13 protein-coding genes and 2 riboswitches are annotated in these 16080 nt (G+C 39.9%); of the genes, 2 read left to right on the forward strand and 11 right to left on the reverse strand.

Annotated features, from left to right (window positions below; translation table 11 throughout):
* Window positions 1-68 precede the first annotated feature (68 nt).
* Entirely contained in the window at window positions 69-1733 is a 1665-nt protein-coding gene (locus MKY51_RS11795) for a ribonuclease J (RefSeq protein ID WP_339172271.1), read from the reverse strand.
* Window positions 1734-1894: 161 nt separating this feature from the next.
* Here MKY51_RS11795 and MKY51_RS11800 point away from each other — a divergent pair, with 161 nt between their 5' ends.
* The gene (locus MKY51_RS11800) at window positions 1895-2578 is read left to right on the forward strand and encodes a TraR/DksA C4-type zinc finger protein (RefSeq protein WP_339172272.1); all 684 of its coding nucleotides are present in this window, start codon (window positions 1895-1897) and stop codon (window positions 2576-2578) included.
* Window positions 2579-2884: 306 nt separating this feature from the next.
* Here MKY51_RS11800 and MKY51_RS11805 read toward each other — a convergent pair whose 3' ends face one another.
* On the reverse strand, window positions 2885-3976 hold the full coding sequence (locus MKY51_RS11805) for an NAD(P)-dependent alcohol dehydrogenase (protein WP_339172274.1): 1092 nt from the start codon (window positions 3974-3976) through the stop codon (window positions 2885-2887).
* A gap of 145 nt (window positions 3977-4121) precedes the next feature.
* Window positions 4122-5426 (reverse strand): globin-coupled sensor protein, encoded by a 1305-nt coding sequence (locus tag MKY51_RS11810; RefSeq protein WP_339172276.1) that lies wholly within the window; start codon window positions 5424-5426, stop codon window positions 4122-4124.
* Window positions 5427-5626: 200 nt separating this feature from the next.
* Here MKY51_RS11810 and MKY51_RS11815 point away from each other — a divergent pair, with 200 nt between their 5' ends.
* A complete protein-coding gene (locus tag MKY51_RS11815; RefSeq protein WP_339172277.1) occupies window positions 5627-6619 on the forward strand; it encodes an EAL domain-containing protein in 993 nt (330 codons plus the stop codon).
* 83 nt (window positions 6620-6702) lie between these two features.
* On the opposite strand, the gene MKY51_RS11820 is transcribed toward MKY51_RS11815, so the two are convergent.
* The 8 genes from MKY51_RS11820 to MKY51_RS11855 all read right to left on the reverse strand — a co-directional run bounded on the left by MKY51_RS11820 (window position 6703) and on the right by MKY51_RS11855 (window position 16050).
* Window positions 6703-7617 (reverse strand): glycine betaine ABC transporter substrate-binding protein, encoded by a 915-nt coding sequence (locus MKY51_RS11820; protein WP_339172280.1) that lies wholly within the window; start codon window positions 7615-7617, stop codon window positions 6703-6705.
* 197 nt (window positions 7618-7814) lie between these two features.
* The gene (locus MKY51_RS11825; RefSeq protein WP_339172282.1) at window positions 7815-10178 is read right to left on the reverse strand and encodes a bifunctional 2',3'-cyclic-nucleotide 2'-phosphodiesterase/3'-nucleotidase; all 2364 of its coding nucleotides are present in this window, start codon (window positions 10176-10178) and stop codon (window positions 7815-7817) included.
* A 125-nt stretch (window positions 10179-10303) separates the two neighbouring features.
* The gene (gene thiE / locus MKY51_RS11830; RefSeq protein WP_339172284.1) at window positions 10304-10921 is read right to left on the reverse strand and encodes a thiamine phosphate synthase; all 618 of its coding nucleotides are present in this window, start codon (window positions 10919-10921) and stop codon (window positions 10304-10306) included.
* A complete protein-coding gene (thiD, locus tag MKY51_RS11835; protein WP_339172285.1) occupies window positions 10905-11717 on the reverse strand; it encodes a bifunctional hydroxymethylpyrimidine kinase/phosphomethylpyrimidine kinase in 813 nt (270 codons plus the stop codon). Before thiD ends, thiE begins: the two co-directional genes overlap by 17 nt.
* Window positions 11714-12457: a hydroxyethylthiazole kinase gene (thiM, locus tag MKY51_RS11840; RefSeq protein WP_339172287.1), complete on the reverse strand. Its 744-nt coding sequence runs from the start codon at window positions 12455-12457 to the stop codon at window positions 11714-11716. Before thiM ends, thiD begins: the two co-directional genes overlap by 4 nt.
* Window positions 12435-13127: a thiaminase II gene (tenA, locus tag MKY51_RS11845; protein WP_339172290.1), complete on the reverse strand. Its 693-nt coding sequence runs from the start codon at window positions 13125-13127 to the stop codon at window positions 12435-12437. The genes thiM and tenA overlap by 23 nt, the downstream gene beginning before the upstream one ends.
* A gap of 76 nt (window positions 13128-13203) precedes the next feature.
* Window positions 13204-13302, reverse strand: a riboswitch (TPP riboswitch).
* A gap of 66 nt (window positions 13303-13368) precedes the next feature.
* A riboswitch (TPP riboswitch) is annotated at window positions 13369-13467 on the reverse strand.
* Window positions 13468-13646: 179 nt separating this feature from the next.
* Window positions 13647-14627: a nitronate monooxygenase family protein gene (locus tag MKY51_RS11850; protein WP_339172291.1), complete on the reverse strand. Its 981-nt coding sequence runs from the start codon at window positions 14625-14627 to the stop codon at window positions 13647-13649.
* Between the two features lie 133 nt (window positions 14628-14760).
* Entirely contained in the window at window positions 14761-16050 is a 1290-nt protein-coding gene (locus MKY51_RS11855) for a glycoside hydrolase family 18 protein (RefSeq protein WP_339176627.1), read from the reverse strand.
* Window positions 16051-16080 lie beyond the last annotated feature (30 nt).

Genomic DNA, 16080 nt, shown 5'->3' on the forward strand with positions numbered 1-16080 from the left:
TGTAATAAAATAACGATCTTGAAAGCGAAAATGTCCTTTCAAGATCGTTTTTCTGTAATGATTGAGTTTTATATTTCAATAATAATCGGTAAGATCATCGGCTTTTTCATTTTTAAAGTAAAGATATATTGGTCCACCGCGTGCTTAATCGCTTTTTTCATGGCAAAGGGATTGGATTCATTAAAGTTTTCGACGGCTGCTTGAGCAATTTCATTAATATCATTTATTAATCCTTCTGATTCTCTTGCATAGACAAATCCGCGTGAAATACTGTCCGGTCCTGAAATAATGGACCCATCGAATTTACTGATCGTAACGACAATAACGAGCATCCCATCTTCGGATAGCTGTTTTCTGTCCCGCAGTACGATTTCACCGACCTCATCACTTCCCGTACCATCCACATACGTATCTCCGGCTGGAATAGCCCGTGTTTGCCGTGCTTCCCCACCTTTAATATCGACAATCTCACCATTTTTAAGGATAAATGTATGGCCTTTTTCAACGCCAACCGCTTCCGCCAATTCACGATGAATGTGAAGCATACGGTATTCACCGTGAATTGGAATGAAATATTTAGGCTTCATAAGTGTCAGCATCATCTTTAAATCTTCTTGATAGCCATGTCCAGAAACGTGCATGCCGGTAATGCTTGAATTTCCGTAAATTACTTTTGCGCCAAGCTGAAACAGATTATCAACGATTTTTGAAACATCTTTTTCATTTCCCGGTATCGGAGAAGCTGCAAAAATAACTGTATCGCCTTGGACGACTTTAACATCTCTATTACGCCCCGTTGAGAGTCTGGAAAGCGCAGCTAATGGCTCCCCTTGGCTTCCCGTACATAATATTACTGCACGTTCCGGCGGTAATTCTTTCAGCTCTCTTGGTTCGATAAGCATCCAATCCGGAATATCCAAGTTGCCAAGTCGCATCGCTACCGAGGTAACATTGACCATACTGCGACCTAAAAGAACAATTTTTCGATTTGTCTTTTTTGCTGCGTCAACGATTTGCTGAATCCGGTTTACATTGGATGCAAATGTAGAAATAAAGATTTTTCCAGTAGCCTTTTGAAACGCCTCATCCAAATGACCTCCAATTACTTGCTCGGAAGGCGTAAAGCCCCGACGTTCAGCGTTTGTACTTTCGGAAATTAATGCAAGCACCCCTTCTGAACCGAGTGCTGCCATTTTGTGAATATCTGATGCTTGATCATTTACAGGCGTAAAATCAAATTTGAAGTCCCCTGTATGAATTACTTTCCCTTCAGGCGTATGAAAAACAATCCCTAAACAGTCAGGGATACTGTGACTTGTTTTAAAGAATGTGAGAAATAATTGGTCGAAACGAATTTGAGATTCTGCATTTATTTCATTTAACTCCGTATCCCGGAGCAGTTTATGCTCCTTTAATTTTAATTCGATTAACCCGAGTGTAAATCTGGATGCATAAATGGGAATATTAATTTTTCTCAGCAAATACGGGATGCCGCCAATATGATCCTCATGTCCATGCGTTACAACTAAAGCTTTGATTTTATGTTTATTTTCCTCCAAATAACTTAAATCCGGGATGATCAAATCGACACCTAATAAACTTTGATCCGCAAATTTCCCGCCACAGTCAACGATAACTAATTCTTGCCCATATTCAATGACATACATATTTTTTCCGATTTCATTAATGCCGCCGAGTGCGAAGATAGATAGTGTGTTTTCAGTATTTAGCAACTTTGAGTCCTCCTATAGGATGGATATTTTTATGTGCATAAAATTTCGCCTTATCCGCTAGTATTTCTATTTTAAAAAGAAACTATACGAAAGCAGTTCACGATGTTTTGAAATAATTCATCGTATTTCGCTCATACTACAATTGAAAGGAATTGATATTAATGCTAAATGAAAAACAGCTTACTAAACTAAAACGACTGCTTATCGAACAAAAAAGAGAATTAATCGGTGATGTCAATACAAATGAAAATGAAATACTTGCACATGCGAGTTTAAGGGATTCTACTGATGAGCTCTCTACTGTTGACAATCATCCCGCAGATTTGGCAACCGAATTATATGACCGTGAAAAAGATATGGCGTTAAAAGTGCATAGTGATGATTTATTGGGCAAAATTGAAGCAGCATTTGATCGGATGAATAATGGTACATATGGAGTTTGTGCAAAATGCCAAGCAGAAATCCCATATGATCGACTGCAAGCAATTCCATATACTTCTTTTTGTATTGAGCATAGTGATGCAAAAACCCCTGCAACAGATCGCCCTGTTGAAGAACAACTGCTCCACCCGGCAGTTGACAACTCCTTTTCAAATCGAGAAAAGGATGATGAGCTTCAAGATAACGAAGACTCCTTCCAAATCGTCGCACAATACGGAAATTCCGATACACCTGCAGATTTTGAAGGGGATTTCGATCACTACAATGATTTATATAAAGACAAAGATGACGAAGATACGTATTCCGCACTGGAAATATTGCATGTATCGAAAGAAGATTATCTCCAAGGGCAAATTTCCAAAGAGTATGCGGATGAAGCACGTAAATACGATTATTTAGAATGACCGTCATATATTCAAAAGAGACTGGGACATAACCAAAAAAAAGCTATTTTTCTCTGAGAAAAATAGCTTTTTTTGCTGAGCGTTAAAAATTGATTTCCATTCCGGGACGCTTTCCGCGGGCGTGGCCTGAGCCTGTAGTCTCAGGCGTCACGCTATTCCCGCAGGAAGCTTTGCTTGTAGCGAAAGGCGTAAGCCGTCAGCTACACTCGCCCTCCATTCCAATCAATTTTGCAATGTATCCGTTTCTTAATAAAGCCTTTCCTCTTATTTAACAATAATTCTACTTATGTCCCTGCCTCTTTCTCATTATTTCGCGATTTTTAATATCGGCTTAATCGTCGTCCCTTTTTTAGAGTCTTCGAAAGCTTCGTTAATTTGTTCGAACTCATAAAACTTTACGAGTCGATCAAACGGGAATTTACCATCTTTATAATAGTTGACTAATTCCGGAATAAATACGCGAGGAACCGAATCTCCTTCGATGACCCCCATCATTGTTTTCCCTTCCGCCATAATGTCGTTATGGACATCAATTGCCATCTCAGGTGTAACACCTACAATGGCACAAGTACCTAATGGGCGTAATGCATTTAAGGATTGTTTTACAACGGGCGGCACACCTGTCGTTTCCACAGCATAGTTGGAACCACCGTTTGTAATCTTTTTCACTTCAGCAACGACATCGACATTTTTTCCATTTAATACATGTGTTGCTCCGAGTTCCTTTGCAAACTCCAAACGAGAATCATGGACATCCACAGCAATAATTTGTTTACACCCTACAATTTTTGCTGCCATTAATGCTGATAGACCAACAGCACCGCAACCGTATATGACAATTGTGGAACCAAATTGTGGTTGAAGTCGATTCAATACTGTCCCGGCACCTGTCTGTATACCACAGCCAAGTGGACCAAGCAATGCTAAGTCGACATCTTTATCTACTTTTACAACATTTCGCTCATGTGCAATAGCATATGTTCCGAATGAGGACTGCCCGAAGAATGTTGCCAACTCGGTACCATCTTTTGAAAGACGTGTTGTATAGTCGTTTTGGACACCGCCAAAGTTGAGTGGATTAAACGTATCGCATACTGTCGGATGACCAGTCAAACAGTTTGGACATGAACCGCAATGTGCAAATGAAATAACAACATGGTCACCTTTTTCTAAGCTTGTTACGCCTTCACCTACTTCTTCCACAATTCCAGATCCTTCATGACCAAGAACAGCTGGCAGTGGCGCAATTGCTAAATCACGTGCTACCGCATCCGTATGACAAACACCGGTTGCTACTATTTTGATCAATACTTCATTTGCTTTTGGAGAGGCAAGTTCGACTTCCTGCAAGACGAAATCTTTTCCTTGTGCTTCAGTTACAGCTGCTGTAATTTTCATTTCTCCATGTCTCCTTATTTGTTAATTTATTCTCACCTACCTTACTATTCCCAATCATGTTGTAATTACACTTCATTATAAAAAGAGATACATAAATAAAAAACTGTGTAAAAGCAATTGCACTTTTACACAGCATTATTCTTTATTACAGGTGAGTAGTCATTTGATAAAGGTCATCAGCAGTACTTGCAACATCTCTCGTTTCTTGACCGATACTGCTAATGACACTTGTTAAGTTTGTGATATCCATTGCGACTTCTTTTATTTGTGCTTCATTCTGTTCGATAGCCTTTAAAATCTGCTGGAATTTCGTTTGAGTATTTACAGATACATCCAGACCTGAATCTACCCTTGACTGGACAGCATCAATCATTTGTACAGCAGTAGATGTTAGCAATGTAGATGTCTGGATAAGATTTGTGATATTTTCTACTGAACTTTTCGATTGCTCCGCCAGTTTACGTACTTCCTGTGCGACAACCGCAAAACCTTTACCATGCTCCCCTGCTCTTGCTGCTTCAATTGAGGCGTTTAATGCCAGTAAATTTGTTTGATCGGCAATATTTTTTACAAGGGCAACAATATGAATAATCTGTTCTGAAGAGACTTTTAAATTCCCAATTAGTTGGCCCATTTCAACTGTGCTGTCTTTAATTTCAATCATCTCTTGCTCCAGCTTTGTAACTTCATTTTTCCCTGTCAATGCATCTGTATGAATCTGTTGGACACTTGCGACATTGGATTTGATTGTATTGTTTATATGGGCTGTATGTCGGTTTACTTGTTCAATCGATTGGTTCGTTTCTTCTGTTAAATCAGCCAGATTTTGAATTATGGCCGATAATTTATTCTTTAATTCGAATTTGACGACATTATATTGCTCTCTTCGAAGATTTTGATTTTCCTTTTCGTATTCTTCCAATACAATCTGCATTTCAAGATTGATAAGTTTTGACACATTTAATGTAATTTGTTCCCTAAGCGCAAGATCCGTTATATCTTTACCTATAAGCACAATCATCGTTTCCTGCAATTTTTGAAATGTACCCATATACCATTTCGGGTCCAAACCAATTTTGAAGTGCATGCGGGCCAGTTTCCGTTTTGCTTCAATTGTTTCTTCATTAAAAACGCCATCAAACATAGAAATAATATACGAACTTAATGTTTTCTTTAAGCGATCTATTTGTGTGCGTTCTTCAATAATTTTTTTTAGTGATGGCACAGCTAATACATTTTCATAAAACACATCTGTAATCTCTGAGACACCAGCAATAATTGCAGGTTGATAGGATTTTATGTAACGTAAATTATTTTCTTCTATTCCGATCAATTTCATCTGTTGCTCTAATTCCAGCATGCTTGTAAATTGTATAATAGGCTTAAAGTAATCCATTTCTACCAATTTACTGTCTTCATTTACCGTTTTCCGCTTCCACCAAATCACCATTATTGTCACCCTTACATTCTGTATATTATTTGTATAACTTTATGCACTATTTTTTGGAAATATTACATTTATTCAATCTATTCTGTATACAAACATTGTACACTTTATATAAGCAAATGTATATATTATTAATTTTTTTATAGTATATTATACTTATTAGTGTACAAATAAAATTAAAACTTAAAAGTGAGGGGATACTCATGTCCTGTAAAAACTGTGTCGTATCTGAATTACAGTTTGATATTTTATTAGAAGGCGAAAACAATCTAGCTATGATGGATATGATTGTCGATCACTTTAACCGTCGTCATTTAACCATTACTAAAAATGAACAGTACGTTACAATACAAGAATCCGGTGTAAAGGAGTTTCTTGACTTTAGCAGGGATTATATGGAGCCCGAACAGATTTATTTTAGAATTGATAAGAGGGATTGGAAGACTATCGCTGAAATTGAATCCGTTTTGGACATGCAATGGATTGATGATGTCATACATAGAAATGCGATTGTCAGCTATTCACAGCCAATCGTAAATAATAAAAAAGAGATTTATGCTTATGAAGTGCTTTCACGCTTTACCTGTGAAGATGGAACGCTTATATTCCCTAACGAGATTTTTACAGCAGCAAAAACTCGGGGACGCTTATATGCATTAGACCGTTTATGTCGTATGGCTGCGGTAAAATATGCTGCCATACTTAAGAAAAAGACATTTATCAATTTCATCCCTACATCGATTTATTCTCCTGAACATTGTCTGCAGTCAACGGTGAAACTTGCGAAGCTTCTGCAAATTGACCCGAATCAATTTGTCTTTGAAGTTGTTGAATCGGAACAGGTCGATGATATTGAGCATTTAAAATCAATCTTGCATTACTATAATGAAAAGGGCTTTCAATATGCTTTGGATGATGTAGGGGAAGGGTATAACACACTGGAAATGCTCGCTGACATGAAACCACATTATATGAAGCTTGATATGAAGTATGTACAATGTGTAAAGGATGATCTTGAAAAACAACATACTGCTAAACAGTTTTTAAAGAAAGCACTTGAAATTGGTGCAACACCACTTGCTGAAGGAATTGAAACTGAGGAAGACTTTGAATGGCTAAAACAAATCGGCTATGAACTTTTCCAAGGCTATTTATTTGGAAAACCAAGCCCCGAACCACAGCGTTCCATAGCATAAGAAAAAGCTATGTGCAGTAGTTTTCCACTATTGCACATAGCTCTTTTCATAGTTAGACCTAATTTAAGGATTTGATTCATATTTTACTTCTTCGGTTCCAAATCCTCAATTGAATCAATATCCATATAAGCTGGAACGACAAAACCGTTTTGTGTTCCTTCCAGATTTTCACCTAAATCAACAATATCGTCTTTATGTTTGTCATAAAAGGCTTTGTGAGTTGTCGGTAACCATGGTGCGACTGTTACGTCACCTTCACCGGTTGCGATTGACTGGAACATGATAGCCGGATCGACCGGCGTCACTTCAGGTTCATATCCTAAGTCTTCCAAAGCGAGTTTTATTACACTGCTTGATGCAAATTCTGAATCCCATGGTGTAGAAATGATTTTTACCTGCTCGCCATTTCCTTGTCCTATATCTTTCGTCCATTCACTTACTTTGTCCTGATTATTTTCAATCCAATCAGCTGCTGCCACATCAAAATCGCCATGATCTTGAGCATCATACATTACTTTCTCCATATCTTCCGGTTCCCAATAGAAGCGGTCAAGCACTGTATATACATCCGGGAGGTCTTGTTCCAAGCCTTTTCTGGCAAGTGTTTGAATATTTTCAGCGCCACCTAGTATTCCTTTAGGATCTTCAAGTATTTTTAAATCGTAAGCCGAGAATTTCCAGTGTGGTGTCCACCCCGTCACAATAACCGGTTCTTCATTCCGGATTGCCTTATCCAATGTACTCAGCATTCCGGCAGTTGAACTTTCCTGTAATGTCCAGCCATCCAGATTTTCATACTGCTCCAATACATCATGTGAAAGGCCTGTCAGACCTGCTCCAGGTTCAGTAGCGACAACCGTATAATTTACTTGTTCCCCAATACTGGCAGCCGACGCGCCTGTTGAATTTTCCTTTGTTTCGGTATTATCTCCGCAAGCAGCGAGTAGAAGTGCTGAAGACACCCCTAAAGTTATACCTACTGTTTTCATTTTATTCATCTTCTCATCCCCTCAATTGAAATTTTTATCTAAAAAAGCAACAACCCCATACTAACAACAGGTTGTTACTATGTCAAATGGATGTATCTGAAAATATTTACTTAGGTTCTTATTGTCCTTACACGTGACTGAACTCCCAAAAATAAAAAACCTGTAGACAGAAGAAGTAAATTCTTCGCCTACAGGCATTTTCATTATTATTTTGTTTTTAAACCATACTTGCCAAAGCCATCTGTGCCTTCACCAATATACTTAATAGCGCTGTTTTCATCTAAAACATCCACTGCTTTTTTAGAAGATTCAAATACAACATTTACGCTATCCGGAATCGGAGCGAATTTCCAGTTACCATCTGCTGACGGATCAATTGTTTTTTCGGCTAAAATATAGTCGATAATTGCCTGACGGTTTTCATCAGGATAAATTTCAACCGCTGTTGCATTACGAACACCTGGGAATGTACCGTTTGCACGATAGTTATTCGTCGCTACGATAAATTCCTGTGCCTCATCAATCGGCTTACCGTTATATTGCAGATTGACAATACGTGATGCTTGTTCGTTTACTACATTTCCGTTCTCATCGTATTTTGCCGGTTGTGTTACATCAATTTCATACGTCACACCGTCAATCACATCATAGTTGTATGAACGGTACTCTTCATTGATTAATTGCTGTTCATCTGATTTTGCCACATCAATTTGATTGAACTGACCTGCAGACATTTCCAGCCATTCTTTCACATCTGCACCTGTTACTTTCAACATAGCAAGTGTATTATCGTATAAATATAAATCTGCTACATTTTTAATTGCAAGCTCACCTTTTGGTACAAATGTATAGTATTCCGGATCACTTCTTGTTCCTGCTTTGAATGGGGCACCCGCTGATAGGACAGGAAGGTTTTCATACGCTGTACCTTTCAGCTTTTCTTTCACATAGATTGATTGGGCATCCGTTACAATTTGAATAGAAGGATCATCCTGTACTTGCGAGAAGTAACTGTGAATGTTAGCTGTTGTTGTCCCTACTGCCTGACGCACATACTTGATTGTTCCTTCATGTGCTTCTTTCACACTTTCTACAACCTCAGTGCTTACTGCGTCATTATCTTTGGCGATTTCACGCACCGCGCCAGTACCTGTTGTCACATCCCAAGCATCGTCTTTCTTTTCTAGCTCTAGATCAATGACCCCTAAATGACTGCCGAACTTACCAGCCATAACCATCGGCTTGCCGTTCATTGTTCCTTTTTCAATATCAACATTTGTTATAGAGCTATCTACTTTACCAGGGAAGACACCATGGGCATGTCCTGTAATGATTGCATCCACATCTTCAATTGTAGATAGTAAATACGATACATCCTCTTCGCCTTTTTCGTGTGTAGCATCACCAATACCTGAGTGTGAAAGGACTACGACAACATCCGCTCCTGCTTCTTTCATTTGCGGAACAACTGCTTTAACAGCCTCTACCGAATCATCGACTGTTACTTTTCCTTCTAAATTTGCTTTATCCCATTTCAAAATTTGAGGTGGTACAATACCCGTTACCCCAATATTTATTGTTGTTTTTTCACCGTTTGAATCAACTACTTCTTTTTCAATCATAACGTAAGGTTTATACATTAATTCCTTTGTCGTTGCATTGCGTACATTGGCATTAACATATGGGAATGGCGCATCATCTGTTACTTCATCTAGAAATTCCAAACCGTAGTTAAACTCGTGGTTACCGAATGTTGCTACATCATAATCTAGTGCGATCATAGCAGCAATCGACGGGTGAACTTCGCCGTCTTTTAATTTCGCTACGGACTGAATATAAGAGCCAAGTGGCGTACCTTGTATTGCGTCTCCATTGTCAAACAGCACTGTATTTGGATTTTCTTCACGTGCTTTTTCGATTAGTAGCGCAGTTTTTGCCAAACCTAAACTGTTCGATGGCGTATCTTTGTAATAATCATAGTTCATAATATTTGTGTGAATATCTGTCGTACCTAAAATACGTAAAGAAACCGTTGTATTTGCTTTTACCGGGCTGTATTCTTCCAAAAAGCGCTGCAGAATTTTTTGCATCTGTGCTTTTGTTACAAAATCGTTCGGACGGATCGTGCCGTCATCAAAACCTGTCAGTAATCCTGTTCCTACTGCTTTGGCCATTTCCTGGCGATTGCCTTGTCCAATTTTGTTTGCATCTTTAAACTGATCCAATACCTTTTCAGAATATGTTTCCTCATCTTGTAATCCTCTTGCCGCAATAAGGAAAGCATGTGTGCGTGTCAGTTTTTCGTTCGGTGCAAATTTAGTTGGAGTTTTTCCTTTGATTAACTTTAATTCCACCGCTTTTTCAATATACGGTTTAAGAGAATCAGGTACATCCTGGAATTTTACAGTTTGTCCAGTACCGACCTCTACTCCCAATGCATCAATTACGGCCTTCACAAACTCTCCACGTGTCATATCTTCATTCGTAGTTGTTGGTGCCGCTGAAACTGCTGACATGCCGCTTGCTAAAAGTGTTAGCGTTAAGGCCGAAGCAGATAGTTTTTTCAACATTTCTTTCACTCCCATATTCTGTAGTGTATAACAGAACTATCATACTAAATTGACAGAATAGTGGAAAAGAGTATTTTGATATAGGCTGCCTCTATTTAAATAGTACTTTTATGACATATTTTAACTTACAGTATATTTACGGTTTCTTTTATATTATTACTTTGACTGATTGCTGAAATAACAGCCACGCCATTTGCTCCTGTTTGTCTTACACGGAAACTGTTTTCAGGGGAAATTCCGCCAATTGCTACAATCGGAAATTGAGGGTACCGAGACTTCACTTCTTCTAATAACATCAGCCCTACCGGTGCTCTCGCATCATCTTTTGAGGTAGTTTGATAAATTGGACCAATCCCCGCATAATCAGCGCCGTTTTCCATGGCCAATTCCAGTTGCTCCATTGTATGCACCGAAACTCCGACAATCTTATTTTTTGCAAGTGATCTAAACTTTTCGATTTTGATATCTTCCTGTCCTACATGAATTCCATCTGCATCTAAGTTTAATGCAAGTTCGACATCATCATTGATAATGAACGGTACTTTATATATTTGGCACAGCTTTTGGCATTGCCGGGCAAATTGAATGTACTCATCACCTTTTAAAGCATTTTCACCTTTTTCCCTCAGCTGGAACATCGTAACTCCTGCCTGTAGCGCCTCTTCTAAAACAAGGAGCGGGTCGCGTTTACAATTGATTGTTCCCATAACAAAATACTTATTTAAATCAAAAAACATGGACATTGCACAACCCCCGCTGTTCATGATAGGCAAAATGATTTGTCGGGCCAAAGCCGTGACCAATATTGAGCGGATGACGAATAGCCAGTTGCACATATTTTTTCGCTTCTATAATGGCTGCCTCTATCGATCTTCCTTTTGCCATCTCCGCCGTGATTGCTGCCGAAAATGTACAGCCTGTTCCATGCGTATGCTTCGTATCCACTCGCTCTGTTTTCATTTTAAATGGTTGTTCCCCGCGAATGAAAACCGTATCTGTCGCATGCTTACCGCTTAAGTGACCACCTTTAATGACTACACATTCCAGTCCTAGACTTAAGAGATGCTGTGCCGCTGAATTAATATCTTCTTCAGTTTGAATTGTATAGCCAGTCAGAATTTCTGCTTCCGGAATGTTTGGTGTACAAACAGTTGCAAGCGGCAATAACTTTTCTTTAAGGGCTGTTGTTGCCTGCTGCTCGAGTAAACTGGCGCCTCCCTTTGCAATCATGACTGGGTCAACGATTATCGGAATTGTTGTTTCTTTAAGCTGCGCGACTATCGCTCCGATAATTTCTGCACTAAACAGCATACCTGTTTTAATTGCTTTTATATCAAAATCTTGAAGTACCGCTTTTAACTGAGCTTGCACGAAATCAGGAGTTGTCGGAAAAATCCCGTGCACGCCTTCCGTGTTTTGTGCGGTTAGTGCGGTAATGACCGATGTACCAAATACACGTAATTCCTGAAACGTTTTCAAGTCTGCTTGAATGCCTGCACCGCCACCGCTATCTGAGCCTGCAATTGTACATGTAATCATCGTCGTCCCTCCGCTAAAAGTTCTAGTTCATTCAAGAAGTTAGTATGGAAAGTTCCTATAGCTGCAACAGAATTGGCACTCGCCTGTTTATATTCATTGAGCAGAGTTTGTAAGTCATTAAACGGTTCTTTACTGTTTGCAAGCACCGCAGCACAAAAGGCACTCAATAAGCAGCCGCTCCCAGTCATTTTTGTCACTTTTTCATGACCACCCGTTACAAATTCAACTCTTTCCCCATCCGTAATCACATCTTGTTCTCCTGTAACGATTACAATAGATTGATAGTGATTCGCCAGCTGTTTGGCCGTCGCTGCAACATCGATATGTCCATTACCGCTATCAACACCTTTGGAAGTCCAATCCGCTCCCGCAAGAGCCGCCAATTCTCCAATATTGCAGCGGATAACATCAATCTTTAGAAGATAGAGCAATTGTCGTGCTGTCTCAATTCGAAACTTTGTTGCCCCTACTCCTACTGGATCCAGAACAACCGGAGTATGATGCTTATTTGCGCTAAATCCTGCTTCCTTCATCGATGCTACTGTCCGTTCATTCAAAGTACCCAAATTTAAAAGTAATGCACTTGACTGAGCAGCCATTTCTCCCGCTTCTTCGATCGCATCCGCCATTACCGGTGAGGCACCTACCGCAAGCAAACCATTCGCTGTAAAATTTGCGACGACATAATTTGTAATGCAATGTACTAACGGCTGATTTTTATGAATTGCTTGCAGGCTCATTGACATACACCCCTTGTTCCCAGTTTTGCTTCGTCCAAGGCATCTCCCAAAACATCCATTCGTAATAACAGCTTTTCTTAAAATGTTCCTGCAAGACTTTTACCTTTGCTGGTTGTTCTTTCGCATATCGATCCAGCATTGACTTTTGTATTTCAATATTTTGTAGCATCTCCTCGGACGCATAGAGTGCAATCCATTGTTCATAAAGGGGGACATTCGGACGTGCATCTTTTAACCTTTGCCCAATTTCCTGATACAGCCACGGGCAAGGTAAAATTGCCGCAAATGCTTCAGCTACATCTCCGTTATGCACCGCATTATACATATGGCTTACATAGTTATAGGCTGCTGGAGCCGCTTCGAATTGCTCCAAATCATCCGCTGTCACGCCTAATTCTTTAAACGTTGTACGATGCAACTCCAACTCTGCGTCATGAATAAATTTTGCTGTTTGCAGAAAATATTGAACATCGTCATCCGTAGTCGCTTTTGCAGCTGCAAGAGCAAGAACTTTCGTATAATGTTTTAAATAATATGCATCCTGCAGCATATAAAACTTAAACTTCTCCAGCGGTAAACTTCCATCTGCAATCCCTTGTACAAATGGATGATAGAAGCTAGCCTCCCAATAAAAATCCGTTTCTTTCCTTACCTTTTCACAAAATCCCATTGTTACTCCTCCTTTTTGTTGGCGGAAGCACAAAAAAAGACGCCTCTATATAGAGAGACGTCCCCAAAAAGTGTAAGTACCACTTTTCATTGCTCCCTACGTCCGTATTAACGGCCAGGTTCCAAGGGTCAGGTTTTAACCTTCTCAACACTACTGTGTCCCCCCGCAAATCAAATGCGTGTATATTTGCAAAAGAAAGACTCCACGTAAAGGATACGCGGAGTCAAAGTAAGTACATATGTATAGCGTGTACTTTGCTCCCTACGTCCGTATTAACGGCCAGGTTCTAAGGGTCAGGTTTTAACCTTCTCAACACTGCTGTGTCCCCCCGCAAATGCATTTAATTACCCAGAGTGTAACAAATTAATTCAACCCGGGCAAGGGAATTCGAAAAATTATGAAATTACTACTATATTTAGGGAATCATTCCAGAAAGTAAAGCTATTTTTAGTGCTCAGAAAAAAACGCTATTTCCCCTTAGAGAAAATAGCATCTTTGTTTTACCGCAATCGACGTTGACTATTGTAAATGGGCTACTGTCGATCGTTTACCAGTCATTTCTTGATAAGCCTGCGCATATTCCTCAGCCAGTTTATCAACATATTGCTGGGTAGAGGTAATCTCTTTAATTGCACCAATTCCTTGCCCGCTTCCCCAAATATCTTTCCAGGCTTTTGCGTTATTATCGTTAAAGTTCATCGCAGAAGGATCACTTTCTTTGAGATTATTTGGATCCATCCCCGCATTCATAATAGAGCCTTTCAAATAATTTCCGTGGATTCCTGTAAATAAATTACTGTATATAATATCCTCTGCTGTACTATCCACAATCATCTGTTTATATTCTTGACGCGCAAAAGCTTCTTCAGTCGCGATAAATGGTGAGCCAATATAGCCGAAATCAGCACCCATCGCCTGTGCTGCCAATACGGAATGGCCTCGTGCGATGGATCCTGATAATGCTAACGGACCGTCAAACCATTCGCGGATTTCCTGTATAAGCGCAAATGGGCTCTGCTGACCGGCATGGCCTCCTGCACCTGCTGCTACTGCAATGATACCGTCCGCACCTTTTTGAATCGCTTTTTTTGCAAAATAATTGTTGATGACATCATGGAAAACAATGCCTCCATAACTATGTGCTGCCTCAAAAACTTCTTCGCGTGCCCCAAGTGAAGTAATAATAAGCGGAACTTTATATTTCACACAAAGCTCCATATCCTGTTCCAGGCGGTCATTTGTTTTATGAACAATCTGGTTAATGGCAAATGGCGCTGCCGGCCGATCCGGATTTTTGGCATTATAGCTTGCCAACTCCTCTGTAATTTCAGCTAACCATTCATCTAGCTGGCTTGCCGGCCTTGCGTTCAGCGCTGGCATCGACCCGACAATTCCTGCCTTGCATTGCGCAATGACCAATTTTGGATTGCTAATAATAAACAACGGTGCCCCAATTACTGGAATTCGTAAGTTTTGTAAGATTTCCGGAACATTCCCCATCAATAATCCCCCTTTTCTTCAACTACTACTAATACTTCATCAATATTGACCAAATCTCCTTCTTAAATAGATGACAATCAAAAAAGTCAGATGAATAGTTTTTGATTTCATCTGACCATCTATGCTGCTTTTTCTATTTCTTCACCACATTAAAATTAGCCCCGATAAGCTGCCAGTTTTGCGGGAATGGCAATCCTAACTTCCAATAGCCAACACCGCGCAAATTCAAGCGCTTTACTAAATCAAACTTCGCCTGAATGGAACGTGCATCCTCAAACCAGACAATATGTGAACGGCCTTGCTCATCATAGTAATTAAAGTATGGGGCCTGTGCAGTATTGTCAAATTGGATAGCCGCATTGTAACGTTTTGCTACTTCAATAGCTCGTTGAGGACTTATTGCTTCTGCGTAATCTCCTCCTTGGACAAAAGGTAATGTCCAATCGTAGCCATACAAATTTTGCCCCAATAAAATTTTACTCGCAGGAATTTCTGTTAAAGCGTATTGTACTACTTGTTCGACTTGTGGCAGTGGAGAAACGGCCATTGGAGGTCCTGCAGAATACCCCCATTCATATGTCATGAGCATAACAAAATCCACTATTTCGCCATGTGCCTTATAGTCATGCCCCATAAACCATTCCCCGGGCTGATCCGCTCTCGTTTTGGGAGCCAATGCGGTAGAAACCGTATATCCTTCCGCATGCAACCGCTCGACAGCTCTTCGAAGAAAGTTATTATAAGCTTCCCGCTGGTCACGTGATATACGTTCAAAATCAAAATGGATATCCGAAATATTCCCGATGCGTTTTGCTTCTGCTATGATATTGTCCAGCAATAAATTTTGGACCGCGACACTTTGAAAAATATCCCGGGCAAGCTCAGCGCTAAACTGATAATCTTCGAGATTGGTAATCGCCATTGCTATACTTGTTTTCTCTTGTTCAGCGATCTCGGGTAAAGGATTAATGGTCGGTGCTTTTATTGAACCATCCCGACTCACCTCATAACTGAATACAGCTAAGTACGTTAAGTAAGGGTTTGCCTCACGAACTTGATCCAGCAGCATTTCATTTATTTCATTGCCTCTTGGTTCTACATATGCCAAAATTTCTGCAGACCTTTTGGATGGTTCCGGTATATACAATGAGGTGCCAATCATTAGCAACGCATCCGGACTCAACCCATTTGCTTGCGCGAGCGTTGTATAATTCACTTGAAACCGTTGACCAATAGACCATAAACTATCCCCTGGCTGTACAATATAATATTGCCCTTTCAGCGGAACGACCAATGCTTGCCCGATCACTAACCGCGCGGGCTCCGCAATTTGGTTTGCTTCCACTATACTTTGTACTGTTGTTCCATAATACTGTGCGATTGCCCATAATGATTCTCCCGGTTGTACAACATGAATTTGAATTGTCCGTCCTCCTTTTTCTATGTACTAATT

Origin of the sequence: Solibacillus sp. FSL R5-0691, assembly GCF_037974225.1 — a bacterium.
Lineage (GTDB): Bacteria > Bacillota > Bacilli > Bacillales_A > Planococcaceae > Solibacillus.